Annotated in this window: 21 protein-coding genes; 10 read left to right on the top strand and 11 right to left on the bottom strand. The window is 71.2% G+C overall.

Going from position 1 to position 22,801, the window contains the following annotated elements; translation table 11 throughout:
• The first annotated feature begins 60 nt into the window (after nucleotides 1–60).
• On the top strand, nucleotides 61–1,716 hold the full coding sequence (locus CGQ25_RS01670) for a GAF domain-containing sensor histidine kinase (protein WP_208711520.1): 1,656 nt from the start codon (nucleotides 61–63) through the stop codon (nucleotides 1,714–1,716).
• A gap of 143 nt (nucleotides 1,717–1,859) precedes the next feature.
• Here the strand turns inward: CGQ25_RS01670 and CGQ25_RS01665 are convergent, their stop codons facing one another.
• Nucleotides 1,860–2,450, bottom strand: coding sequence for a YdeI family protein (locus tag CGQ25_RS01665; RefSeq protein WP_208711519.1), 591 nt, complete (start codon nucleotides 2,448–2,450; stop codon nucleotides 1,860–1,862).
• 83 nt (nucleotides 2,451–2,533) lie between these two features.
• Here CGQ25_RS01665 and CGQ25_RS01660 point away from each other — a divergent pair, with 83 nt between their 5' ends.
• From CGQ25_RS01660 to CGQ25_RS01650, 3 genes are all read left to right on the top strand, one after another.
• The gene (locus CGQ25_RS01660) at nucleotides 2,534–3,247 is read left to right on the top strand and encodes a VOC family protein (RefSeq protein ID WP_208711518.1); all 714 of its coding nucleotides are present in this window, start codon (nucleotides 2,534–2,536) and stop codon (nucleotides 3,245–3,247) included.
• 2 nt (nucleotides 3,248–3,249) lie between these two features.
• Entirely contained in the window at nucleotides 3,250–3,789 is a 540-nt protein-coding gene (locus CGQ25_RS01655; RefSeq protein WP_208711517.1) for an NUDIX hydrolase family protein, read from the top strand.
• Between the two features lie 90 nt (nucleotides 3,790–3,879).
• Entirely contained in the window at nucleotides 3,880–4,992 is a 1,113-nt protein-coding gene (locus tag CGQ25_RS01650; RefSeq protein ID WP_208711516.1) for a DUF6707 family protein, read from the top strand.
• A gap of 102 nt (nucleotides 4,993–5,094) precedes the next feature.
• Here the strand turns inward: CGQ25_RS01650 and mctP are convergent, their stop codons facing one another.
• From mctP to CGQ25_RS01620, 6 genes are all read right to left on the bottom strand, one after another.
• Nucleotides 5,095–6,753 (bottom strand): monocarboxylate uptake permease MctP, encoded by a 1,659-nt coding sequence (gene mctP / locus CGQ25_RS01645; protein WP_208711515.1) that lies wholly within the window; start codon nucleotides 6,751–6,753, stop codon nucleotides 5,095–5,097.
• Nucleotides 6,750–7,097, bottom strand: coding sequence for a DUF3311 domain-containing protein (locus CGQ25_RS01640; protein WP_208711514.1), 348 nt, complete (start codon nucleotides 7,095–7,097; stop codon nucleotides 6,750–6,752). The genes mctP and CGQ25_RS01640 overlap by 4 nt, the downstream gene beginning before the upstream one ends.
• A 120-nt stretch (nucleotides 7,098–7,217) precedes the next feature.
• The gene (locus CGQ25_RS01635) at nucleotides 7,218–8,576 is read right to left on the bottom strand and encodes a serine hydrolase (protein ID WP_208711513.1); all 1,359 of its coding nucleotides are present in this window, start codon (nucleotides 8,574–8,576) and stop codon (nucleotides 7,218–7,220) included.
• A gap of 131 nt (nucleotides 8,577–8,707) precedes the next feature.
• On the bottom strand, nucleotides 8,708–9,403 hold the full coding sequence (locus CGQ25_RS01630) for an ABC transporter ATP-binding protein (protein ID WP_208711512.1): 696 nt from the start codon (nucleotides 9,401–9,403) through the stop codon (nucleotides 8,708–8,710).
• Nucleotides 9,400–10,542: an ABC transporter permease gene (locus CGQ25_RS01625; protein ID WP_208711511.1), complete on the bottom strand. Its 1,143-nt coding sequence runs from the start codon at nucleotides 10,540–10,542 to the stop codon at nucleotides 9,400–9,402. Before CGQ25_RS01625 ends, CGQ25_RS01630 begins: the two co-directional genes overlap by 4 nt.
• Before the next feature lie 121 nt (nucleotides 10,543–10,663).
• Nucleotides 10,664–11,239, bottom strand: coding sequence for a TetR/AcrR family transcriptional regulator (locus CGQ25_RS01620; RefSeq protein ID WP_208711510.1), 576 nt, complete (start codon nucleotides 11,237–11,239; stop codon nucleotides 10,664–10,666).
• A 34-nt stretch (nucleotides 11,240–11,273) separates the two neighbouring features.
• Here CGQ25_RS01620 and tgt point away from each other — a divergent pair, with 34 nt between their 5' ends.
• Nucleotides 11,274–12,578: a tRNA guanosine(34) transglycosylase Tgt gene (gene tgt, locus CGQ25_RS01615; protein WP_208711509.1), complete on the top strand. Its 1,305-nt coding sequence runs from the start codon at nucleotides 11,274–11,276 to the stop codon at nucleotides 12,576–12,578.
• 22 nt (nucleotides 12,579–12,600) lie between these two features.
• Here tgt and CGQ25_RS01610 read toward each other — a convergent pair whose 3' ends face one another.
• The 3 genes from CGQ25_RS01610 to CGQ25_RS01600 form a co-directional block, all read right to left on the bottom strand.
• On the bottom strand, nucleotides 12,601–13,728 hold the full coding sequence (locus tag CGQ25_RS01610; RefSeq protein WP_369802313.1) for a CynX/NimT family MFS transporter: 1,128 nt from the start codon (nucleotides 13,726–13,728) through the stop codon (nucleotides 12,601–12,603).
• 147 nt (nucleotides 13,729–13,875) lie between these two features.
• Nucleotides 13,876–14,568 (bottom strand): queuosine precursor transporter, encoded by a 693-nt coding sequence (locus tag CGQ25_RS01605; protein ID WP_255405496.1) that lies wholly within the window; start codon nucleotides 14,566–14,568, stop codon nucleotides 13,876–13,878.
• Between the two features lie 127 nt (nucleotides 14,569–14,695).
• Complete coding sequence (locus tag CGQ25_RS01600; protein WP_208711507.1) at nucleotides 14,696–16,114, bottom strand: MFS transporter; 1,419 nt, start codon at nucleotides 16,112–16,114, stop codon at nucleotides 14,696–14,698.
• 115 nt (nucleotides 16,115–16,229) lie between these two features.
• Between CGQ25_RS01600 and CGQ25_RS01595 the strand changes: the two genes are divergently transcribed.
• The 4 genes from CGQ25_RS01595 to CGQ25_RS01580 all read left to right on the top strand — a co-directional run bounded on the left by CGQ25_RS01595 (nucleotide 16,230) and on the right by CGQ25_RS01580 (nucleotide 19,681).
• Entirely contained in the window at nucleotides 16,230–16,916 is a 687-nt protein-coding gene (locus tag CGQ25_RS01595; protein WP_208711506.1) for a response regulator transcription factor, read from the top strand.
• Entirely contained in the window at nucleotides 16,913–18,385 is a 1,473-nt protein-coding gene (locus tag CGQ25_RS01590; RefSeq protein ID WP_208711505.1) for a HAMP domain-containing sensor histidine kinase, read from the top strand. Before CGQ25_RS01595 ends, CGQ25_RS01590 begins: the two co-directional genes overlap by 4 nt.
• Nucleotides 18,378–19,325 carry a TAXI family TRAP transporter solute-binding subunit gene (locus CGQ25_RS01585; protein WP_208711504.1) on the top strand — a complete coding sequence of 316 codons (948 nt, stop codon included), beginning with the start codon at nucleotides 18,378–18,380 and terminating at the stop codon, nucleotides 19,323–19,325. Before CGQ25_RS01590 ends, CGQ25_RS01585 begins: the two co-directional genes overlap by 8 nt.
• A gap of 122 nt (nucleotides 19,326–19,447) precedes the next feature.
• A complete protein-coding gene (locus CGQ25_RS01580) occupies nucleotides 19,448–19,681 on the top strand; it encodes a hypothetical protein (RefSeq protein WP_208711503.1) in 234 nt (77 codons plus the stop codon).
• Between the two features lie 37 nt (nucleotides 19,682–19,718).
• Here CGQ25_RS01580 and CGQ25_RS01575 read toward each other — a convergent pair whose 3' ends face one another.
• The gene (locus CGQ25_RS01575; protein ID WP_369802274.1) at nucleotides 19,719–21,290 is read right to left on the bottom strand and encodes a helix-turn-helix domain-containing protein; all 1,572 of its coding nucleotides are present in this window, start codon (nucleotides 21,288–21,290) and stop codon (nucleotides 19,719–19,721) included.
• A gap of 154 nt (nucleotides 21,291–21,444) precedes the next feature.
• Here CGQ25_RS01575 and aceA point away from each other — a divergent pair, with 154 nt between their 5' ends.
• Nucleotides 21,445–22,779, top strand: a complete 1,335-nt coding sequence (gene aceA, locus CGQ25_RS01570) for an isocitrate lyase (RefSeq protein WP_208711501.1) — start codon at nucleotides 21,445–21,447, stop codon at nucleotides 22,777–22,779.
• Nucleotides 22,780–22,801 lie beyond the last annotated feature (22 nt).

Genomic DNA, 22,801 nt, shown 5'->3' with positions numbered 1-22,801 from the left:
TGATGGGGGCAGCCATGCTCGCCCCACGTCCTCCCGGGAGTTGCGCTCATGCCTCACAGAATGCCCCGCAGGGCCCAAGAGCTGCTGAACGAGTTCATTGAACGTGCCCACGAGCTGGTGCGCGTGCAGGGCCACATGAACGGCCTCATGACCGCGATCGTGTCGATGGCGGAGGACCTGAGCCTGCAGTCGGTCCTCGAGCAGTTGGCCCAGTCCGCGGCGGAACTCCTCAATTCGCGCTACGCGGCGATCGGCGTGGTGGGCCCCGACGACACGCTCACCCACTTCATCACCGTGGGCATCGACGAGGATCAGCAGCGGGTCATGGGGGACGTGCCCACGGGACACGGGGTCCTGGGGCAGCTGATCCGCGAGCCGAAGCCCCTGCGGCTCCACGACCTCCACGAGCATCCGCTCTCCGTAGGGTTCCCGGAGAACCATCCTCCGATGACGACCTTCCTCGGCGTCCCGATCAGGGTGCGGGAGGCGGTCTTCGGCAACCTGTACCTGACCGAGAAGGCAGGCGGGGAGGACTACACGGCGGAGGACGAGGAGCTGGCGGCCGCGTTGGCGGCGGCGGCCGGCGTCGCGATCCAGAACGCCCGGCTGTACGAGGACAGCCGCCGGCGGCAGCGGTGGCTCGAGGCGGGCATGGAGGCCAGCACCTCCCTCATCGTCGAGGACTCCCCCTCGCCCGACGCTGATCTGGACCTCGTGGCGGAGCACGCGCTGCGGGCCTCGGACGCCGTGCTCGCAGTCGTCGCTGCCCCGGACGGGGAGTCGATGGAGGTGTACACGGCGGTCGGCGCGCTCGCCGTGGTGGCCGGGCAGGAAGTCCTCTGCCCCCCGTCCCTGAGGGATGCGGACGCGGAGCGGAGGCCGCTGGTGCTGCGGGATCCCGAGGAGGTGTTCGGCCCGGGCAGCGGCGAGAAGCTCGGACACGTGCTGGCGATCCCGATCGGGCACGGCACCTCCGGTGACAGGCTCCTGCTGCTCGCACGCCAGGCCGGCGGCAGCCAGTTCACCCAGGCGGACCTTGAGTCCGGGGCCGCGTTCGGCTCCCACGTGGGGCTGGCCCTCGACCTGAACATCGCCCACCGGCAGCGCGAAGAGGCGCTCATCTCGGTGGACCGCGACCGCATTGCCCAGGACCTGCACGACCTGGTGATCCAGCGCCTGTTCGCCGCGGGCCTGGGCATCCAGAACCTCCGGCGCTTCGCCACGGACCCCGCCGCGGAGGCGCGCATCACGAAGCTCACCGAGGAACTGGACGAGAGCATCCGGGAGCTGAGGAACACCATCTACTCGCTCCGCGCCAAGCAGACGGACCGCGAGGGCCTCTCCCGCTCGCTGTTCGACACGGTCCACGAGTGCCTCCGGAGCACGGGCATCACCCCCAAGATCACGGTCGAGGGCAGGCTGGAGGACCTGCCGTCTCCGCTGGCCCGGCAGGTCCTGGCCGTCGTGACCGAGACAGTCAGCAACGCTGCCCGGCATTCGGGCGCCACCAGCATCACGGTCGCGCTGACCGCCCTCGCCGATGCCGTGGAAGTGCTCGTCGAGGACGACGGGAAGGGATTCGCCAGCCCGGCCCGGGCCAGCGGGCTGGCCAACATCCAGCGCCGGGCCCGCTCCCTGGACGGGACAAGCAGCATCGACAGCATCCCGGGTGCGGGTACCCGCGTCTCGTGGCGCGTGCCCCTGACGGCCGGCTAGGCAGGGAGGGCCGAGGGCTGTGAGCCCCGCGTGTCCACGAGGGCCAGCTGCGGGAGGAGGACACCTCGGGTGTTGCCGTTCTGTCCCAAGGACCACGCTCCCCCCAGCATGGCCCGGCCAGCAGAGGCGAAGGGGGCAGGGGGTCAGGGCCGTCTCTTCTGCGGGTAGGGCGTCTCGTGCCGCGCGAGCATCGCCACGAACTCGGCGATCTTCCGTGCCCGGGTCTCCGGCCGCTTCACATCGGTGACGCGGTACACCAGGGCGAACCGGTTCGTGGAGGTGAGGACGTCGAACATCGCCTGCGCCTCGGGGACGGCGGCGATCGCAGCAGCGAGGTCGTCGGGCACCTCAACGGTCGCGGCCCCGCCGTAGGCCGCCTCCCAGCGCCCGTCCGCCTTGGCGGCGTCGACGACGGCCCGGCCCGCCGCCGTCATCCGTCCCTCGGCCTCGAGCCGGGCCACGCGCTCGACGTTGGACCGCGACCACCGGCTCCCCTTGCGGCGGGGCGTGAAGCGGATCGCCGAGCTGGCGGCGTCGCGGGCGCGCAGCTGGCCGTCGATCCAGCCGTAGCAGAGCGCCTCGAGGACCGCGTCCTCGTACTGCAGGGCCGTCACCGTTCCGCCCTTCTTGGTCAGGACGAGCCACACTCCCGGGCTCTCGGCGTGGTGGGCGGCGAGCCATCCGTGCCACGCGGCGGCGTCGGCGACGAGGAGTTCGGGCAGTTCCGGGGCCATGCGCCAAGCCTCTACGCGAGCGGCCCGAAGGCGCAAGGAGACAGGCCCCGGTGGGAGGATGGGAACGACCGAAAGGAAGCCTGATGCTGCGCGTCCGCCCCACCCGCTACACGTCCGCCCTGCCCGAGCTCCGGAGGCTCCTGGAGGACGTGGGCCTCGTCGTCACCGAGGAGGGCAGCGGCTGGGCCGTGCTCGACGCCGGGAGCGGCCGCGTCCGGCTCCGGGCCGTCCCCGCAGGCTCGCCCGGCGACGGGATGACGTCGTTCGGGGTGGAGATCCGCGAGCCGGAGGCCTTCACCCGCCGCACCCGGCAGGACGGGGGGCGCGCGAGCATCGAGGACGCGATCGGCGGTGTGCGCGTGCGGATCACCGGGCCGGACGGGTTCAGCTTCCTGGCCGAGCCGTCCGCCCACGGTGCCACGTGCGCCGACGCGGACCGCGCCCTCGCGGTCCGCATGGAGTGGCTCACCCCTGACCTTCCGGGGGCGGCGCTCGCGCTCTCCGCGATCGGCGCCAGACCCCGCACAGCGGGAGCCCCCGCCCCGGCTACCGAGTTCACCGCGAAGAACGGCGGCGTGCTGGCCCTGCGCGAGGCGCCGGTGCTGCGCGGCGGAGACCTGGTCCTCGAGTACGACGGCGACGTGGGCACCCTCGCCTCACGGCTCGCGCGGGCCGGGTGGTCACCCGAGGTGGGCGAGGCGCAGGGGCGGCAGGGCGCCGTCGTGCGCGTCCCGACGCCGGACGGCGGTGAGGTCACGATCCTCACAGCTCCGCCCAGTCATGGGGTAGAACAGTAGGCATGGCTCTGCGCACTCCCGACCCGTATCCCGGCTGGCTCTCGCCCGAGGACCTCTACGAGGCGCGGAATCGCCTGCCGATGCTGTACGTCGAGGCGCTGCCGGTGCGGCTCGACCCGCTCGGCTACGTCAACGAGGTCGGACTCCTGCTCCAGGCCGACGACGAGGGCAACATGATGCGCAGCCTCGTCTCCGGACGCGTGCTGTACAAGGAGACGATCCGCGGCGCCCTCCTGCGCCACCTCGAGAAGGACCTCGGACCGCTCGCCCTTCCCCAGCTGCCCGTCAGCCCCGTGCCGTTCACGGTCGTGGAGTACTTCCCGTCGCCCTCGCAGACGGGCTTCACGGACGAGCGCCAGCACGCCGTCGCGCTCGCGTACGTGATCCCGGTGGCCGGCGAGTGCCAGCCCCGGCAGGACGCCCTTGAGCTGACCTGGATGTCCCCGGCCGAGGTGCTCAGCGGGCCGGTGCAGATGGAGTTCGTGGGCGGGCGGGGCGAGCTCGTGCGCCAGGCGCTCGCGTTCGCGGGCCTTCCGGCGTAGGGTCGGAGGCTTGGGCCAGCGCGCCTGAAACACTCCGTTACCAATCCTTTATATGGTGGTCACTGGACCGACAGCCACCACGGAGGACCCATGCAGCACAGCTCGGGACCGCACGAGCGGCCCGGAACCACCGAGTTCCACGCTATCGACGCCCACGACCTGAGGCCCGGCCAGCGGCTGCTCCTGCCCGACGGCAAGGACAGCGCGGAGGTCCTCGAAGTGGACACGGTCCTCGACGACTACGGCCAGCCCGCCCTGTACTTCGCGGTCCTCGACAACCACACCAACCTCCGCGTCGCCCACGGCACGCGGGTCCGCGCGGCCCGCGGCAATGCCGTGCGGCCCGCCGACCTCCTCTTCGCCGGCCCCGCCGCGAGCGCGGGGGCTTCGGCTGCCGAGGCGGAGGCCCCAGACGCCGAGGTGACGGCTCCCGCCGACGAGGCGGGCGCCCCGGCCGTTGCACCCCCCACGGTCGAGACAGTTCCGGCGGCGCCCCTCCGCGGCCCCTCGGACATCGCCCTGGACACCGGAGAGGTGGTCCACGTCCCCGGCGCGGCGTCGGCACGTCCCGAGCGCGCGAACGCGTCGATCCTCGCGCGCCTCCCCGCGCCCGAGGACAAGCCCGAGGACCTCATGCGCGCCATCGACGCCGCCCACCCCGGGCGCCATGCGGTCCACGAGCTCGCCGCGCGCCTGGCCAGGGGCGTCAACGTCAAGTCGGGCGCGTGCCTGGCCGACCTGCGGGCCCTCGCCTACGAGCTCTACATCGGCCAGCGCGACGCCGAGGGGGCGCTCAAGGTCGCGGACCTGCTCGCCGTGCTCCCCTACGACGGGAACCCCGCGCGCTGGGCGTCGATCGAGTCCGCGCTCGGCCTCGCCGCGCACCTGGCGAGGGAGGCCGGGCAGGAGGACCGCGCGGCCGCCTACGGCGAGCTGCTGCGCACCCCCGAGGACGCCGAGACCGACCCGTTCCGGGCACGCATGGCGCAGCGCGTGCGGCAGCGGGCCCTCAACGAGCCGAACCTGTACGACAAGGAGATCACGCGGGCTGTCAGCGCGAAGGACCACGCCGAGGAGCGCGGCTGGCGGATGCTGCGGCTGGGCAGTCTCCTGCACCTGCGCGCCCATGGGGGGTCCACGGCCTTCGAGCAGGACGAGCTGGACCGGCGGATCGAGGTCGAGCTCGACGCCGTCCGCGCCTGACACTCCCTCCAACGGTTGAGGGGTCATGTCCCTAGCTTGAGGGGTCATATCCCTGGCTCCTCAACCTAGGGACATGACCCCTCAACGGGCCGGAGGGACCTCCTACGCGATGGGGCCCATCTGGTTCGTCGCCTCGATCTGCTTCACCTTCGGGTCCGTCTCGTCGGCCCCGAAGTCGGACGGCCGGGTCTCGTCGAGCCCCTGCGGGACCTTGAACGCCCGCAGGATGAGGGTGAGCACGACGGCGACGATCAGGTTGAGCGCGAACGCGGTCACCGCGATGTACACCGTGAAGTTCGTGCCCGGGATCGCGGCCGTCGAACCGCCGAAGTGCGCGTGCGTGACGGGGTTGACCACGTTGTACGCCGAGATGGTGCCGAAGGCGATGCCGACGGCCCAGCCCACCAGGAGCGCCCACCGGTCGAACCACCTCGTGTACAGCCCTCCGACGACGGCCGGGAAGGTCTGCAGGATCCAGATGCCTCCGAGGAGCTGCATGTTGATCGCCGCTGACTGGTCCATGCCGATCACGAAGACGAGCGCCCCGACCTTGACCACGAGCGAGACGATCTTGGACACGTTCGCCTCGGTCTTCGGGTCCGCGTCCGGACGGAAGAAGTCCCGGTAGACGTTGCGGGTGAACAGGTTCGCCGCCGCGATGGACATGATGGCCGCCGGCACGAGCGCACCGATCGCGATGGCCGCGAGCGCGATCCCGGCGAACCACGAGGGGAAGTGGTCGAGGAAGAGCTGCGGCACCACGAGCTGCGGGTTGGTCGACCCGTCGAGGTCGATCGGCTTGGTCCCGGCCTTGATCGCCACGAAGCCCAGGAGCGCGAGGAACCCGAGCATGAGCGAGTACAGCGGCAGGATCGCGGCGTTGCGGCGGATCGTGTTGCGCGCCTTCGAGGCCAGCACGCCCGTGACGGAGTGCGGGTACATGAACAGCGCCATGGCGGAGCCGAGCGCGAGGGTCCAGTACGCCGAGTAGCTGCCCTCGGTCGGGATGAACACGCCGGCCGGCTTGCCCGTGGCCTGGCTGACGGTGCCGAGCTTGGTCTGCGCCGCGCCGAAGATGGTGTCCCAGCCGCCGAACTTGATCGGCAGGTAGATCACGGCGACGATCACCGCGAGGTAGATCAGCAGGTCCTTGACGACGGCGATCATCGCCGGCGCGCGGAGGCCGGACGTGTAGGTGTACGCGGCGAGCACGACGAACGCGAGGATGAGCGGCAGGTCGGTCAGGAGGGCGTTGTCGGGGCTCCCGAGGCCGAGCACGGTGAGGACGGCCTTGATGCCCACGAGCTGCAGGGCGATGTACGGCATGGTCGCGACGATGCCGGTGACGGCGACGGCGAGGGACAGCCAGCGGCTCCCGTAGCGGCCGCCCACGAAGTCCGCGCTCGTGACATACCCGTGCCGGTGCGACACCGACCAGAGCCGGCTCATGATGATGAAGATGATCGGGTACAGCACGATCGTGTAGGGCACGGCGAAGAACCCGCTGACGGCGCCCGTGGCCCACATCGCGGCGGGGACGGCCACGAACGTGTACGCCGTGTAGAGGTCGCCGCCGAGCAGGAACCAGGTGATCCACGTGCCGAACCCGCGTCCGCCGAGGCCCCATTCGTCGAGGCTGTGCAGGCCCGTCTCCTCCTGCGACCTGCGCCAGCGCGCGGCCAGGAACCCCATGACGGCCACGATCGCGAACAGCAGGATGACGATGATGAGCGCGACCCAGTCGATCGGGCGCCCGTTCACCGCCGCTCACCCCGGTCCCGCATCGCTCCGCCGGACGACGGCGCCCTGCCGCCGCCCGCTCCCGGCGAGCCCGGCGCGCGGGCCGCCACGCGCCGTCGTCGGTCCTCGCTGGTGACGAGCCAGTACGCGATGCCGCTCAGGGCCGCCGAGATGGGAACCCAGAGCAGCTGGTACCAGTAGAAGAACGGCATGCCGCCCCAGCGCGGCTGGTCGTAGGAGTACAGCTGCGGCATGAGCGGGAGAATGATTGCCGCCGCGAGAAGGATTGCAGCGATGATGTACGGCAGGGGCCTGGCCGGCGCGCGGGTCGGGGTGTCGCGCGTGGGCCCGTTGAGATCGGACAACGAAACCTCCTGGTCGTCCCGTCCGGCCTCTGGCCCCCCAGTGGGCCAGGGACTGGGCGAAGGTTTATATGTCCCCCATAGTTTTTGTACTCCGGTACAGCGCGTTCCGGAAGATGCGAGCTAGCCGAGGTCCGCGAGCAGGCCCTCGAGGCGGTCGAAGAGGATGGCCGGTCCGTTCGGGTTCGGCAGCTGGGTGTTGATCAGGATCGCCACGGTGGTTCCGGTTGCCGGGTTGTAGAGCGTCAGGGCCTCGTAGCCCAGGCCCGTCCCGGAGTGGCCCCACCAGCCGTCGATCTCACCGGCCGCCAGACCGTACGCCGTGTAGTAGGGGCTCCCCGGATTGTCCGCGCCCGGGTCGGAGACGGCGGCGAGCCGCTGCGACTGGAGCCCGGGCGGCAGGAGCTGCCCGGATCCGAGGGCGCGTCCCCACGTGAGCAGGTCTGCGATGTTTCCGAAGTAGCCTCCCGATGCGCCGTAGAGGGACGGGCTGACCTGGGCGAGGCTCTCAAGGCCGGAATCGCCGGTCTGGTACGGGGTCGCGACGGGACCGGCCGGGTCCTGCGCCCCGGAGTACGCCACGGAGGTGAGCCCGAGCGGCGCGAGGACGCGCGCCTGCACCTCCTGGTCCCAGGGTGTGCCTGTGACCGCGCGGACGACCTCGCCGAGGAGCACGTAGTTCGTGTTGCTGTACTCGTACTGGCTGCCCGGGGCGAAGTCGAGGGGCTCGTCGAAGGCGTAGCCCAGGAGCTCGCTGTCCGAGAAGGAGCGGGTGTAGTCGGCGTCGAGCCTGTCCGAGAACTCCTGCGTGCCGGAGAACTCGGCGAGGCCGGTGCGCATCTCGAGGGCCTCCCGCACGGTGATCCGGTCCCCGGCGGCGGTGCCGTCGAGCTCGACGCCGGCGACGTCGGGCACGTACCGGGCGACGGGGTCGTCGAGCCCGAGCCGGCCCTCCCCCACCAGCTGGAGCACCACCGTGCCCACGAAGCTCTTGGTGATGCTGCGGTACGCTGACCGGGTGTCCTCAGTCCACGCGGTGCCCGCGGCGGCCTGGCCCGCCGTCGTCAGGTAGCGCGCGGACGCCGTCCCGCCGCTCCCGGTCGATACCGCGACCGCGAGTCCCGCGGCGCCCTGCTCGTCGAGGAAGTCCTCGGCGATGGCCGCGATGTCCGCGGGCATGTCCTGCCAGGCCGGCTGCGGGTTCGCGGGCGACGGCGTCTGGCTGGGTGGCGCGGTGGCGGTGGGTGCCGCTGGGGCCGGCGACGGCGTGACCCCGACGGCCGAGGGCGGCGGAGTGGGGCCCTTGCCCCGGGACGCGGAAGCGGCACGGTTCCGGTCCGTGCCCTGCCCCGCCACCGCCCCGACCGCAGCCCCGCTGAAGAGCACGGCGACGATGACGACGAGGATGAGGCGGCGGCGTCGTGCGCGTGCCGAGCCGCCCAGGAGGTGGCGGAACCATCCTGGCCGTCGCCTGCCCGGCATGTGCACCGCCTTCCCCGCGCCCCAGAGGCGGTCCCTTTTCTTTCCAGCAGGGTACGGGCGCCGGCTGTGCCATCGCTGTGGCGCGGCATAGGCGGTGCACAGCCTGGGCCGTGGCTGGCACCGGTGCCGCATCACGCCATCAGTGCCACCTCGCTGAGCCGGCCGTCGGTCATCTCGAGGACGCGGTCGCAGTGCGAGATCACGTCGTGGTCGTGGGTGACCATGACGACCGCGACGCCGGCGGCGTGCGCCTGCTGGGCAAGGAGCTCGACGACCTCGTGGCTTCGGCGCCGGTCCAGCGCTGCCGTGGGCTCGTCGACGAGGAGGAGGGACGGGCGGTTCACGAGCGCCCGGGCGATCCCTACCCGCTGCCGCTCGCCGCCCGAGAGCTGGCCGGGACGGTGCCCGGCGCGGTGGCCCATGCCGACGGCCTCGAGCAGCGGCTGCGGGTCGACGCGCCGTCCGGCGAGCTTCGCCGCGAGCCGCAGCTGGTCCGCGGCGCTGAGCGCCGGGATGAGGTTGCCCGACTGGAACACGAACCCGACGGTCTCACGGCGGAACTTCGCGGCCGCGCTCTTGCCGAGGGCGGTCACGTCGGTGCCGTGGACGCGCACGACGCCGCTCGTCGGCTTCCCGAGCAGGCCGGCCATTGCGAGGAGCGAGGACTTCCCGGAGCCGGAGGGGCCGACGACGGCGGTGAATTCGCCCGGCTGCACGGCCAGGGACACGGAGTCGAGGGCGCGGACGGTGGCGTCGCCGTCCCCGAGCTCCAGGACGGCGTCGACGATCTCCAGCGCGGGTGCGGCGGCGTTGGCTGGCGCGGTCATCGGGCTCCTCCGAGGGCGTTGATGGGGTCGATTCGGGCGATGCGCAGGATGGCCACTCCCGCGCCGATGAGCCCGAGGACGAGGGTGAGGGCCGTGGCGAGCGCGATCGGCGCGGCCTCGAGGGCGAACGGGACGGCATCCGGGATCATGGCACCGAAGCCGACGCCCACGGCCACGCCGAGCGCCGTGAAGCCGACCAGGAGGATCGCGGCCTGGGCGTGGCCGTCGCGCAGGAGGTAGCGGGCGGAGGCGCCCATGGCGCGGAGGACGGCGAGCTCGTGCGTGCGCTGGATGGTCCAGACGGTGAAGAACGCACCGACCACGAGGGCGCAGATCGCGTAGAGGAAGGCCTGGATCATGCTCAGGGTCATGGTCTCGGCCTCGTAGCCCGGGGAGGCGTTGAAGGCCTTCGCCTTGGTCATGGTCATGGTGCCGGCGGTGGCGTCGGAGCCCGCGAAGTCGGGGGACGCGCCATCGGCCGCGCGGAGCGCCACGACGCTCGAGTAGGCGTAGTCCGCGGCGTCGAGCTGCGCCTGGGTGGGCACGCCCGGCTTGGCGGTGTTCGAGGCGAGGAGCCGCCACGTGCCGATCGGCAGGTAGGCGACGTCGACATGCCCGAAGGTTGCCTGGCCGTCGGTGAATCCGACCACGGTCAGCTCCGTGCCGACCCGGTCCAGGGTGATCTTGGTGCCGAGCTCGACGCCGGCGGACTTCGCCGTCTCCGACACGACGATGCCGTCCGGGGCGTTCAGCCCGGTACCGCTGGACACCGCGGGGGCGAGGAATCCGGCCGGCTCGATGCCGAACAGAGTCAGGTCGACCTGCTTGCCGGACCCGGTGGTCCCGTTGACGATGCTGACGCCCATCGGCTCGGCGTCGGCCACTCCGGGGGCCTTCTTCCACGCGTCGAGCTGCTTGGGATCGACGAGGGAGCGGCTGAAGGCGTTGTCGGTGATGGTGCCCTTGTCGAAGGCGAAGGCCGTGGCCGGCGTGGCCTTCAGGCCCGAGACGCCGTCGTTGACGAGGCCGGAGGACAGGCCGGAGAGCAGCACGACGAGCACGGCGATCAGCGCGATCACTGCGCCCATGAGCGTGAACCGGCCGCGGGCGAATCTGAGTTCGCGCAGCGCGAGGAACATGTGGGGTCCTTGGGGGCCGAGGATGAACAAGATTTTTTCCGACACGCTGTCGGAAACATTCCGACAGTACGTCGGAATCATGGGCGCGCACAAATCAACCCGGGTGTCCCTGCCTCGGGCGTCAGCGGGGCAGGCCCTCCAGGACAAAGGTCTGCACAGCAGCAGAGACCGCCTCGTGGTCCGCCCCGTGGTCGATGAGCCTGAGGGCGCCGTTGAGGGTCCCCTCGATGAGCGCAGCCCACGAATGGCTGTCGGTGAGGCCGAGTTCGGCGAGCGTGGCGGCGAGCGGCGCGAAGAGCGCGTCATGGAGGGCGCGGATGTCCTCATGCCGGCTCGGGGTGAGCTCGGCCTGCTGGAGGACCGCGGCGAGGTCGTGCTTGCCGTCGGCGGCCATCCGCAGCGTCGTGGCGATGTACGCCTTAAGCCGCTCCGTCCCCGGAGCCCACCGCGCCAGCTCGGCCTCGATCTCCCGGCGCCACTGCTCGAAGGCCTTGGTGGCGACGGCGACCAGGAGTTCGTTCTTCGAGGGGAAGTAGTCGTAGAAGCTGGACCGGGCCAGTCCGGCACGCTCAGTGACGCTGCGGGCGCCCACCCCGGCGACGCCGTCGGCGAGGAGGATCGCCTCGGCGGCCCCGATGAGCGCCGCTCGCTGGGCCTCGCGGTGCTCCGGGACGGAGGGGGCGGAGATCTTCGGCATCCACCCATTATCGGGCGGGTGGCAGACTGGACGGGTGCCAGATTCCGCTCCCGTCGCCCCCGAAGCCGCCCCGGCGCCGTCGTCCGCCGCCGCATCCCACCCGCGCCAGTCCGAGTTCTCCTTCGCGGTCGGCACCCGCCTCGAAGGTGGGGACGGGGCGCCGACGCTCGGCCGCACCGGCACCATCACCACCCCGCACGGGACCATCCAGACGCCGGCGTTCATCGCCGTCGGCACCAAGGCCACGGTCAAGGCGGTCCTGCCCGAGTCCATGGCGGAGCTGGGCGCGCAGGCGCTCCTCGCGAACGCCTACCACCTGTACCTGCAGCCGGGTGCGGACATCCTCGACGAGGCCGGCGGGCTCGGCCGCTTCATGAACTGGTCCGGGCCCACGTTCACGGATTCGGGTGGGTTCCAGGTCATGAGCCTGGGCTCCGGGTTCAAGAAGGTCATCGACATGACGGGCCCGCAGAGGGACGCCACGCCCGGATCCGACGATGCCGTGGCGCCCGGCAAGGAGCGCCTCGCCCACATCGACGACGACGGCGTGTGGTTCAAGAGCCACCTCAACGGGGACAGGCACCGGTTCTCCCCCGAGATCTCCATGCAGGTCCAGCACCAGATCGGCGCGGACATCATGTTCGCGTTCGACGAGCTCACCACCCTGCACAACTCGCGCAGGTACCAGGAAGAGGCGCTCGAGCGCACGCGGAAGTGGGCCGAGCGCTGCGTCGCCGAGCACTTCCGGCTGACCGACGAGCGCGTCGGCAAGCCGTACCAGGCGCTCTTCGGGGTCATCCAGGGCGCGCAGTACGAGGACCTGCGCCGCAAGGCGTGCGGCGACCTGGGCGCGATGCCGTTCGACGGCTTCGGGATCGGCGGCGCGCTCGAGAAGGAGAACCTCGGCACGATCGTGGGCTGGTGCTCCGAGGCGCTTCCCGAGGACAGGCCGCGCCACCTGCTGGGCATCTCTGAGCCGGACGACATCTTCGTGGCCATCGAGGCCGGCGCAGACACGTTCGACTGCGTCTCCCCCACCCGCGTGGCCCGCAATTCGGCGTTCTACACCGCCGAGGGACGGCTCAACCTCTCCGGGGCCAAGTACAAGCGGGACTGGGGCCCTCTGCAGGACGGCTGCGACTGCTACACGTGCGCCAACTACTCCCGCGCGTACATCAGGCACCTCTTCAAGGCTTCCGAGATGCTCTCGCACACCCTCATCTCGATCCACAACGAGCGGTTCGTGGTCCGGATGGTCGACGACGCGCGGCGGGCGATCGAGGAGGGCACCTTCCACGACTTCAAGGCCGAGACGCTCGGCCGCTACTACGGCCCCTGACGCACGACGGCGTGTGCCCGGCTCAGCCTCGCCGGTGGGCGGCCATCCGCAGGCCGGCGAACGTCCCCACCGCGAAGCACAGGACCGACCCGAGCACCATGAGCAGCGGCGGCGTCCACGATCCTGCCGCGGCGTGGACGGACCCGATGAGCGTGGGCGCCACCGCCCCGAACGCGTAGCCGACCCCCTGCACGATCGCGGACATGCGTCCCGCGGAGGCCTGGTCCCGGGCGATCGCGAGGATGGCGCTGAAGATCAGGGTGATGCCCCCGCCCTGCGCGGCGCCGCCCAGCGAGGACCACACCGCCCACAGGCTCGGCGCGGCCAGAAGCCCCACCGGAACGGCGAGCCACAGCACGCCGAGCGTCACGACGGCGGTCATGGTCCCGGCACGGCGGGCCAGGAGCGGCGTGCCGAGCGCGCCGACGATGGCGAGGATCTGGAACAGCGACGCCCCGGCGCCGGCCGACGTCGAGGACAGCCCGAGCTCGTCGGACAGGAGGCTCGGCAGCCATGCGGTGACGCCGTAGTAGGAGAAGGCCTGACCGCCGAAGCCGACCACCAGCGCAACGGTGACGGCGACGCCCCGGCGGCGGCCGCCGTCGTGCGTCCTGCCTCCCTCGGCGGCGACGGGTTCGGGAACCGCGGCGCGGCGCACCCCCACCGCGGCCGCCCAGAACACGAGGGCCACGACGGCGAAGAGGGCGCTCGAGGCGAGCGACAGCCGCCAGCCCCACGCGTCCGCGAGGGGTGCCGACGCCACGGACGTCACGAACGAGCCGACGTTGAGCGCGGCCGTGTAGACGCCCATCGCCATGCCCTGGCGGGCGGGGGTGAAGTCGCGCCGGATGATGAGCGGGACGGCGATGTTGCCGACCGTGATGGCAACACCGAGGAGGACCGTGCCGAGCATCGTCACGACCGTGCCGTCGAGCGAGCGGAGCACGACCCCGGCCAGCACGCCGAGGAGGTTCAGCGTCACGGCCACCTCCGCCCCTAGGCGCCGGGCGGAGAGGGAGGCGAGAGGTGAGGCGAGGGCGAAGCACAGGACGGGGATGCCCGTCAGCAGCCCGAGCTCCCACGCCGAGAGGCCCAGTTCGTCCTCGAGGTGGCGCACCACGGGCGCCACTGCGACGAAGGGGCCGCGCATGGTCAGGGCGATGAGGCCGATCGAGACCAGGAGCAGTCCGACGCCGGCGGTCCGGCGGGGTGGGCGGGTGGCAGCGGAGGCGGGGCTGGGACGGGGGGTCATCCCCATGTTCGTATCACGGGGACGGTCCGTGGCCGAAAGGGCGTACTAGGCGTGGACACGTTCGGTCGCGACGGCGTAGCTCGGCTCGAGACGCTTCACCCACCGGATCACGAGGGAGGTGACCGGGACGAAGAGGAACTCGACGCCGGTCTTGTAGACGAACCCGACCAGGACGTAGTTGACGAACGCGCCGGCGTCCGCGATTCCGATGACGGGGGCCGCGACCGCGCAGAAGATGAGCGTGTCGATGAACTCACCGGCCACCGAGGAGCCCATGAGGCGGGCCCACAGGGTGCGCTCGCCCACCTGCGCCTTCATCTTCACGAGGATCCAGGAGTTGGTCAGCTGGCCCGCGAGGAACGCGAGGAGGGAGCCGACGACGATCTGCGGCACCGGGCCCAGCGCGCCCTCGAGGGCGGCCTGCTTCGCGGCGCCGAACTCGTCGTCGAACCCGGGCAGGGCGATGATGGCCCAGTAGCAGGCGGAGGCGAAGAGCGAGAGCGAGAACGTCGTCACGATGGCGGTCCGAGCGGCCCGGAAGCCGTACACCTCGCTCACCACATCACCGAGGATGTACGCGAGCGGGAACAGGAAGAAGCCGCCGTCGGTGATGATCGGGCCGAGCTGGACGCCCTTCGAGGCTCCGATGTTGCTCAGGATGAGGACCACGGCCATGGACGCGAGGAACACGGCGAAGAAGGGGCTGCCGATGGACGCGTAGCGTGCGGGGGACTTCACGGCGAGTATTCTTCCACCTCTTCCCCGTCTCCCCTCTGCCCCGTCCTCTCCCCCGTCTAAGGGTCACGTCCTGTTGGTCAATGACAGGACATAGACCAACAGGACGTGACCTTCAGACGAGTCCGGGTCAGCCGACCCGGGAAGGTTCGCGGCCGTCGTCGTCCGCGGTGGCGGAGGCGCCGAACGCGGCGCCGAACTCGGCGTCGAGCGGGGTGTGCTTCTTGTTCGGCAGGAAGAAGATGTACACCACGAGCGAGATCACGATGGTGATGGTCACGTAGGTGAACAGCCACTCCTTGTGCCCGGCGCTGGAGAGCCACTCGCCGATGAACGGCACCGTGCCGCCGAACAGCGAGTTCGCCACGGCGTAGCCCAGGCCAACGCCGAGGGCGCGGACGGAGGACGGGAAGAGCTCTGCCTTCACGAGGGCGCTGATCGAGGTGTAGTTCACCACGATGACGAGGCCCGCGAGCATGAGCAGGAACGCGATCATCGGGTCCTTGACCCCGGCGAGGGTGGACATGATCGGCCAGGTGAAGATGGCGCCGAGGACGCCGAACACGATCAGCTGCGGGCGGCGGCCGAGCTTGTCCGAGAGCAGCCCGAACACCGGCTGCAGGAGCATGAACACGAACAGCGCCCAGAAGTTGATCACCGAGGTCTGCGTCTTCGGGATGCCCGAGACGTTGTTCATGAAGCTCAGGATGTAGGTCGTGTAGAGGTAGAACGCGCAGGTGCCGCCCATGGTCAGGAACACGACGACGGCGAACGGCTTCCAGTGCTTGGTGAAGAGGAGCTTGAGCGTTCCGGGCTGGACCGCCTCGAACTCGCCCCCCTCACCGGACGCGGAGCCATGGCCCTTCGCAGCAGCGACCTGTTCCATGGAGATGGTCTCGTCCATGGTGCGGCGCAGCCACAGGACGATCAGGGCGGCGACGGCGCCGATCGCGAAGGGGATGCGCCAGCCCCACGCCTTGAGGTCGGCCTCGCCGAGCGTGGACTGGAGGATCACGAGTGAGAGGAGCGCGAGGACCTGCCCGCCCACGAGCGTCACGTACTGGAAGCTCGAGAAGAAGCCGCGGCGCTTCGCGGTCGCAACCTCGGACATGTAGGTGGCGCTCGTGCCGTACTCGCCGCCCACGGAGAAGCCCTGCAGCAGGCGCGACGCGTACATGAGGACGGTGGACCACACGCCGATCTGGGCGGTGCCGGGCAGCACCGCGACGAGCAGCGAGCCGACGCCCATGAGGCTCACGCTGAGCGTCAGGGCGGCGCGGCGGCCGTGGCGGTCCGCGTAGCGGCCGAAGAACCACGAGCCGACGGGACGCATGAGGAAGGTGAGCGCGAACGTGAGGTACGCATCGATCTGCGCCTGGGCAGGATCCTTCGCGTTGAAGAAGTAGCTCGCGAAGTACGCCGAGAACGCCGCATAGACGTAGAGGTCGTACCACTCGATGAGGTTCCCTGCGGAGCCCTTGAGGGTGTTGGCGATGGCTCGCCTGGTCTGAGCAGCGCTGCTCGAAGACCCGGGGTGTGTGATGCTCATGGACACCGACGCTAGGGTGACGCGGGACACTGCCCCAAGCCGGAGGGCGCATTCCTAACAGTTCCTTAAGTCTTCGGCTCGGGTAGTCTCGGGCGGGGATGCGGAGGGAATGTCAATGCGGGTGCTGATCGTCGAGGACGACGACGCGATGGCCTCCGCGCTGCTGGCCTCCGCCCGCTCCGCGGGGCATCAGGCGGCCCGCGTGGGCCGCGGGGCGGACGCCCTCCTCGCGCACCGCGAGCACGACATGATCCTGCTCGACCTCGGCCTTCCCGACATGGACGGCCTCGAGGTGCTCCGCAAGCTGCGCCAGGTCACCGACGCGCCCATCCTCATCCTCACCGCGCGCGACGACGAGCGCAGCGTGGTCCTCGGCCTCCGCTCCGGCGCGGACGACTACCTCGTCAAGCCGGTCAAGCTCATCGAGCTGCTCGCCCGCATCGAGGCGGTGGCCCGGCGCGCGGCGCGCGGGGGCGGCACCGAGCCGCACCGGCTCCAGGCCGGGGAGGTGAGCGTCGACCTCGACCGGCGAGTGGCCGCCGTCGGGCCCCGGGAGCTGAACCTCACCGCGACCGAGTTCGAGCTCCTCGCGCTCCTGGCCAGGCACGCCGGCTCGGTCGTGACACGGGAGCAGATCCTGGATGCGCTCTGGGGGGACGCATTCCTCGCCAGCTCCCGCTCCCTCGACGTCCACCTGAGCGGCCTGCGGTCCAAGCTCGGGCTGCCGGGATTCATCATCAACGTCCGCGGCGTGGGGTACCGCATCGAGGGCGGCGTCCCGGGCCAGGGGACGACCGCGTGAGGCTGCGGGTGCTGGGCATCCTGAGCCTGTTCTCGATCCTCATCGTCGCAGTGGTCTCCGCCTCGATCCTCGCCTCCGTCAGCCGCGAGCTGACCCAGGAGCTGCAGATCAACCGCGTCGCGGCGCTCAACCGGTTCGCGCAGGTCGCGGATGACGCGGTGGCGTCTGGGGAGACGTCCCAGCTGCAGCGCGAGATGGACCGGTACTCGGCGCTCTACGGCGAGGGGATCGTCATCCGCACCCCGCAGGCGACGCTGGCCTCCGGCGGCCTCAGCCCCGACCGCCCGGACGTGCGCGATGCGCTCGGCCGTGCCCGGCTCAACCTCAGCGACACGACACTCGCGCCCGTGCAGCCGTTCGGCCCGCGGTCCGAGGTGGTCGCCCGCTCCTTCGGGACGGCGAGCCAGGTGCTCGGCGAGGCGGTGCTGGACGTCGATCTGGGCGCGGCCGAGCAGAAGCTGCGCGAACGCTGGCTCCTCGTGGGCCTCGGGGCGCTGGCGGGGTGGGCGCTCCTCATCGTCGGCGCCGAGCGGGCCACCGGGTGGGTGCTGCGGCCCGTGCACCGGCTCACGGCCGCCGTCGCCGACTTCGAGGAGTCCGGGCGGGCCACCCGGCTGCGCGGGGAGGGCCCGCCCGAGCTGCAGGAGCTCAGCCGGGCCTTCTCGGCGATGGCAGAGCACGTCGGAGCGAGCATGGAGGCCCAGCGGCAGCTCATCGCGGATGCCTCCCACCAGCTCCGCAACCCCATCGGCGCGCTGCGCCTGCGGGCGGACCTCCTGGCGCTCGAGCTCACGACCCCGTCCCAGCGGGCCGCGGCGGCGGGCGTGACGAACGAGCTCGAGCACGTCGAGGAGATCCTGGACGGGCTGCTTCGCCTCGCCGCCGCCGAGCACAGGGTCCACGAGGGCTCCGGGCCCGGCGGCGCGGGCGCCTCGTTGGGTGAGCGCGCAGCGCTCCTGGATCCCTGGACGGTGCTCCAGGAGGCCGTCGAGCGGGCCGCGCCCGCCGCGGCCCGCTCCGGGGCACGGCTCGTGCTCGAGGACGCCCCCGTCCCGCCGCTGCGGCTTGTGTGCAACAGCTCGGACCTCGCGGACATGGTCGGCGAGCTGCTCGAGAACGCCGTCAAGTACGCCCCCGGCGCCCGCATCCGGGTCAGCGCGGCAGCCGGGGACGGCGCGGTGGCGATCGAGGTGGCCGACGACGGCCCCGGCCTCTCCCCCGAGGAGCTCGCCTCCTCGACGACCCGCTTCTGGCGGTCGCCGCGCAACCGGGACACCCGCGGCACCGGGCTCGGGCTCACCATCGTGGAGCGGCTCGCCGGTGCGAACGGCGGGCGGCTCGCCCTCGCCGCCGCCGAGCCGCACGGCCTCGTCGCCCGGCTGGAGTTCCCCGCCGCGCCCAGCGCCGCGCCGGCTGCCGCGCACGACGGCGCCCTCCCGCACGACGGCGTGGAGGCCACCGATGCCTGATTCCGCCTCAGGAGGCTTCCCCCGCCGGACTGCCCTCCGCGCGGGTCTCGCGGCTGCCCTCGCCGGCGCCGTGCTCCCGGCCGCGGCCTGCGGCCCGAACCCGCCGGGAGGGACGATGACCGTCGCCGGCGGCGAGCCCGGCGGCTTCTACCTCGAGTTCGCGACCCTCCTCGCGGGCTCCCTCCGCCGCCACGGCGTAGCGGCGGAGGCGTCCGCCCTCGAGACCGGCGGCAGCCTGGACAACATGGACCGGCTCGCCCGCGGCGAGGCCACGCTGGCCATCGCGCTCGCGGACGCCGCGGTCCAGCGCGGCGGGGGGATGACCGCCCTCGGCAAGGTGTACGAGAACTACGTCCACTGCGTCGTGCGCACCGACAGCGGCATCGCAGCTGTGACGGATCTCGCGGGCCACGCGGTCGCCGTGGGCGATCCACGCTCGGGGACGTCGCTCACGGCGCACCGCCTGCTCGACGCGGCGGGAATCACGGTCCGCGCGATGCCGCTCGGGCTGAACCAGGGGCTCGCCGCGCTGCGGAGCGGGACCGTCGAGGCGCTCTTCTGGTCCGGCGGCGTCCCGACCGCCGCGATCGCCGCGGCGACGAAGGAGGTGAGCCTGCGCCTGCTGGACCTCTCCCCGCTCATCCCGGCCATCCGGGCAGCCTACGGCGGCTTCTACGACCGGGTGCTGGTCCAGGAGGACAGCTACCAGGGCATCCCGGCCGTGTGGACGGTGGGAGTCGCCAACCTGCTGCTCTGCCGCGAGGACCTCGGCGCGGAGGTGGTCCGCGCGACCGTGGACCTGCTGCTGCAGCACGCGAACGAGCTCGTGCCGGCCTCGAGCCTCGGCGTGCAGTTCCTGAGCCCGGAGACCCTCATCAACACCAGCGGCATCCCCCTGCACCCCGCGGCGGAAGAAGCGTACCGCGCGTTCCACGGCTGAGACTGCGGCCGCCCACGCCGTGGGACGGCGGCGCCCGGGGCATCACGGCCATGCTCCCCTAGACTTCCCAGTCCCCCGGCGTATCGTGAAAAGGTGATGTGATCCACCTACGGGAGGTCAGGATGAGCCTGTTCAAGAAGCGCACGGATTCCGATCACGAAGCCCAGCCCGTGTCGGAAACGGGTGCGACAGCCGAGGCAAGGCAGAAGCCCGGCAAGCGCGAGGTCCATGCGTTCCGGCAGGTTCCCCCCTACGAGATGAACGAGGAACTCGCGGAGCGCATCGCCATGCGGGCCTACGGCGACGGCGACCACGACGGCAAGGCGGACATCCCGGCCGCGCCCTTCCCCGGCTGAGCTCCGGCGTTCCCGCCCGGGACCCCTCCCGGTCCGCTCAGGCGCCGGAGTGCGCTTCGAGGAACGAGTAGACCTCGGTCTCGTCCACGCCCGGGAACGCCCCCGGCGGCATGGCCGCGAGCAGGTGCGAGTGCGCCCGTGCCGACGGCCAGGCGTAGCCGGCCCAGTGGTCGCTGAGCTCCATGGGCGGGCGGCGGCAGCAGTCCGGGTCGGGGCAGCGTGAGACGGCGCGCGCCGTCGTTTCCCTCCCCCGGAACCACTTCACGTGCTGGTACGGGACCCCGATGCTCAGGGAGAACTCCCCGCTCGCGCTGCGCTCTGTCCGGGCCGTGCACCAGAACGTGCCTGTGACCGTGTCCGTGTACTGGCTGTAGGAGCTGAACTTGTCCGGCACGTCGAAGACCGCCCGGCTCGTCCAGGCCTTGCACGAGGGCTGTCCCTCGATCGCGCCGGTGTGGTCCATCGGGAAGTTGACGCCGTCGTTCTCGTAGGCCTTGTAGATGATCCCGGACTGGTGGGTCTTCTGGAAGTGGGTGGTGAGGCCGAGGTGCTGGGTGGCCAGGTTCGTGAACCGGTGCGCGGCGGTCTCGTAGCTCACCGCGAACGAGTCGCGCAGGTCCTCCACCGAGATCTCCTTGGCGGCCTTGGCCCGCTGCAGGAACTCGACCGTGGCCTTCTCGGGGAGGAGGAGCGCGGCGGCGAAGTAGTTGGTCGCAACGCGCTGTGCGAGGAAGTCCCCGTAGGAGCGCGGGGTCTCGTGCCCGAGGACGTAGTGCCCGAGGGCCTGGAGGAGCACCGAACGGGGGTCGTGGTCGGACCGCTGGTTGTGCGTCAGGTAAATCCTGCGGTTCTTCAGGTCGGTGACGGACCGCGTCGAGTGGGGCAGGTCCCCCACGTGGTACAGGGTGAAGCCCAGGTGCGTGGCGATGTCGGAGATCGTGTGCTGGCTCAGCGGCCCGGACGTGTAGCCGACCTGGGCGAGGACCTTCTGCGCCTCTGCCTCGTACTCGGGGAAGTAGTTGCCGCGCTCGCGCATCATCCTGCGCAGCTCGCCGTTCGCCCGCCGGGCCTCCTCCGGCGTGGCGACCTGCTCGTTCATCTTGCGCTCGAGCTCGCGCAGCAGCCCCAGCTGGGACTCGAGCACGTCCAGCGGCAGGCGTGAGGAAACGCGGATCTTGGGCAGGTTGAGGTTCTCGTAGAGGGGGCTGCGCTGGTAGCGCTCGAGCTCGATCTCGAGGGCGGCTCGGCGGCTCGGCGGCTCGGCGCCGAGGAGCGCGTCGACTCCCACGCCGAGGGCACCCGCAAGCTGCTGCAGCAGGCTGAGCTTGGGCTCGCGCTTGCCGTTCTCGATGAGGCTGAGCTGGCTCGCGGCCGCGCCCACCGCGGCGCCCAGGTCGTCGAGCGTGAGCCCGGCGGCCTTCCTCAGGTGGCGTACACGACGGCCGAGCGCGATGACGTCGACGCCCGCTTCGGGCGCGGTGGTCCCGGTCCGGCGCACGACGGCGGCGGGCGGCTCTGCGGGGCGGCCCCACCCGGCGGCGGGCTGGGTGCGGGCGGGGGCGGGCGACGTCGAACGCGGCATTTCTTGAGAATACGTGAAGATCCGCATTTCTTTCCAGCATTTTTCCCTGTTGCGGGGGTTGCAGACACGGAAAAGTTGTTCCCACGAAGAACAGCACGGTGGTTGAGCGAAGCCCACGGTGGTTGGGCGAAGCCGAAACCACCGCCGCACCATCACCGCACCGAGTCGAAGGAGACCCGCCATGACCGCAGAGTTCGAGCCCCAGAGCCAGTCCCTCGAGCAGCAGGCCGAGGCACTGAAGCTCGAGTGGTCCGCCGACCCCCGCTGGGAAGGCCTCACCCGCGACTACTCGGCCGAGGACGTCATCCGCCTCCGCGGCCGCGTGCCGGAGGAGAACACGCTGGCCCGTCGCGGCGCCGAGAAGCTGTGGAAGGCCGTGACCGAGGGCCGCGAGAACGGCACCGGCTACATCAACGCCCTCGGCGCCCTCACCGGCAACCAGGCCGTCCAGCAGGTCAAGGCCGGCCTCAAGGCCATCTACCTCTCGGGCTGGCAGGTCGCCGCGGACGCGAACCTCTCCGGGAACACCTACCCGGACCAGTCGCTCTACCCCGCGAACTCCGTGCCCGCCGTCGTGCGCCGCATCAACAACGCACTCCAGCGCGCTGACCAGATCGAGTTCTCCGAGGGCAAGCAGACGGTCGAGGACTGGCTCGTCCCGATCGTGGCCGACGCCGAGGCCGGCTTCGGCGGCCCGCTCAACGCCTACGAGCTCATGAAGTCCATGATCCAGGCCGGCGCCGCGGGCGTGCACTGGGAGGACCAGCTCGCCTCAGAGAAGAAGTGCGGCCACCTCGGCGGCAAGGTGCTCATCCCGACCCAGCAGCACATCCGCACCCTCAATGCTGCTCGGCTCGCCGCCGACGTTGCCGGCGTGCCGAGCGTCATCATCGCCCGCACCGATGCCGAGGCGGCGACGCTCATCACGACCGACGTGGACGAGCGGGACCGCGAGTTCATCCTCCGCGAAGAGGGACAGCCGGTGCGGACGGCCGAGGGCTTCTACCGGGTCAAGAACGGCATCGAGCCGTGCATCGCCCGTGCCAAGGCCTACGCCCCGTACTCCGACCTCATCTGGATGGAGACCGGCACCCCGGACCTCGCCCTGGCCCGCAAGTTCGCCGAGGCCGTCAAGGCCGAGTACCCGGACCAGATGCTCGCCTACAACTGCTCGCCGTCGTTCAACTGGAAGAAGCACCTGGACGACGACACCATCGCCAAGTTCCAGCGCGAGCTCGGCGCGATGGGCTTCAAGTTCCAGTTCATCACCCTGGCTGGCTTCCACGCCCTCAACTACTCGATGTTCGACCTCGCCCACGGCTACGCCCGCAACGGCATGAGCGCCTACGTCGACCTCCAGGAGCGCGAGTTCGCCTCCGAAGACCGCGGCTACACCGCAACCAAGCACCAGCGCGAAGTGGGCACCGGCTACTTCGATCTGGTCTCCACGGCGCTGAACCCGAACGCCAGCACTCTCGCCCTCGTGGGATCCACCGAAGAGGGCCAGTTCCACTAACGATTCGGCACAGGCCGACGAC

The sequence above is a fragment of the Sinomonas sp. R1AF57 genome, assembly GCF_002224485.1.
In the GTDB taxonomy this organism is placed as follows: Bacteria; Actinomycetota; Actinomycetes; order Actinomycetales; family Micrococcaceae; genus Sinomonas; species Sinomonas flava.
The sequence above is the reverse complement of the archived record's forward strand: the minus strand, read 5'-3'. Positions and strand labels throughout refer to the sequence as shown.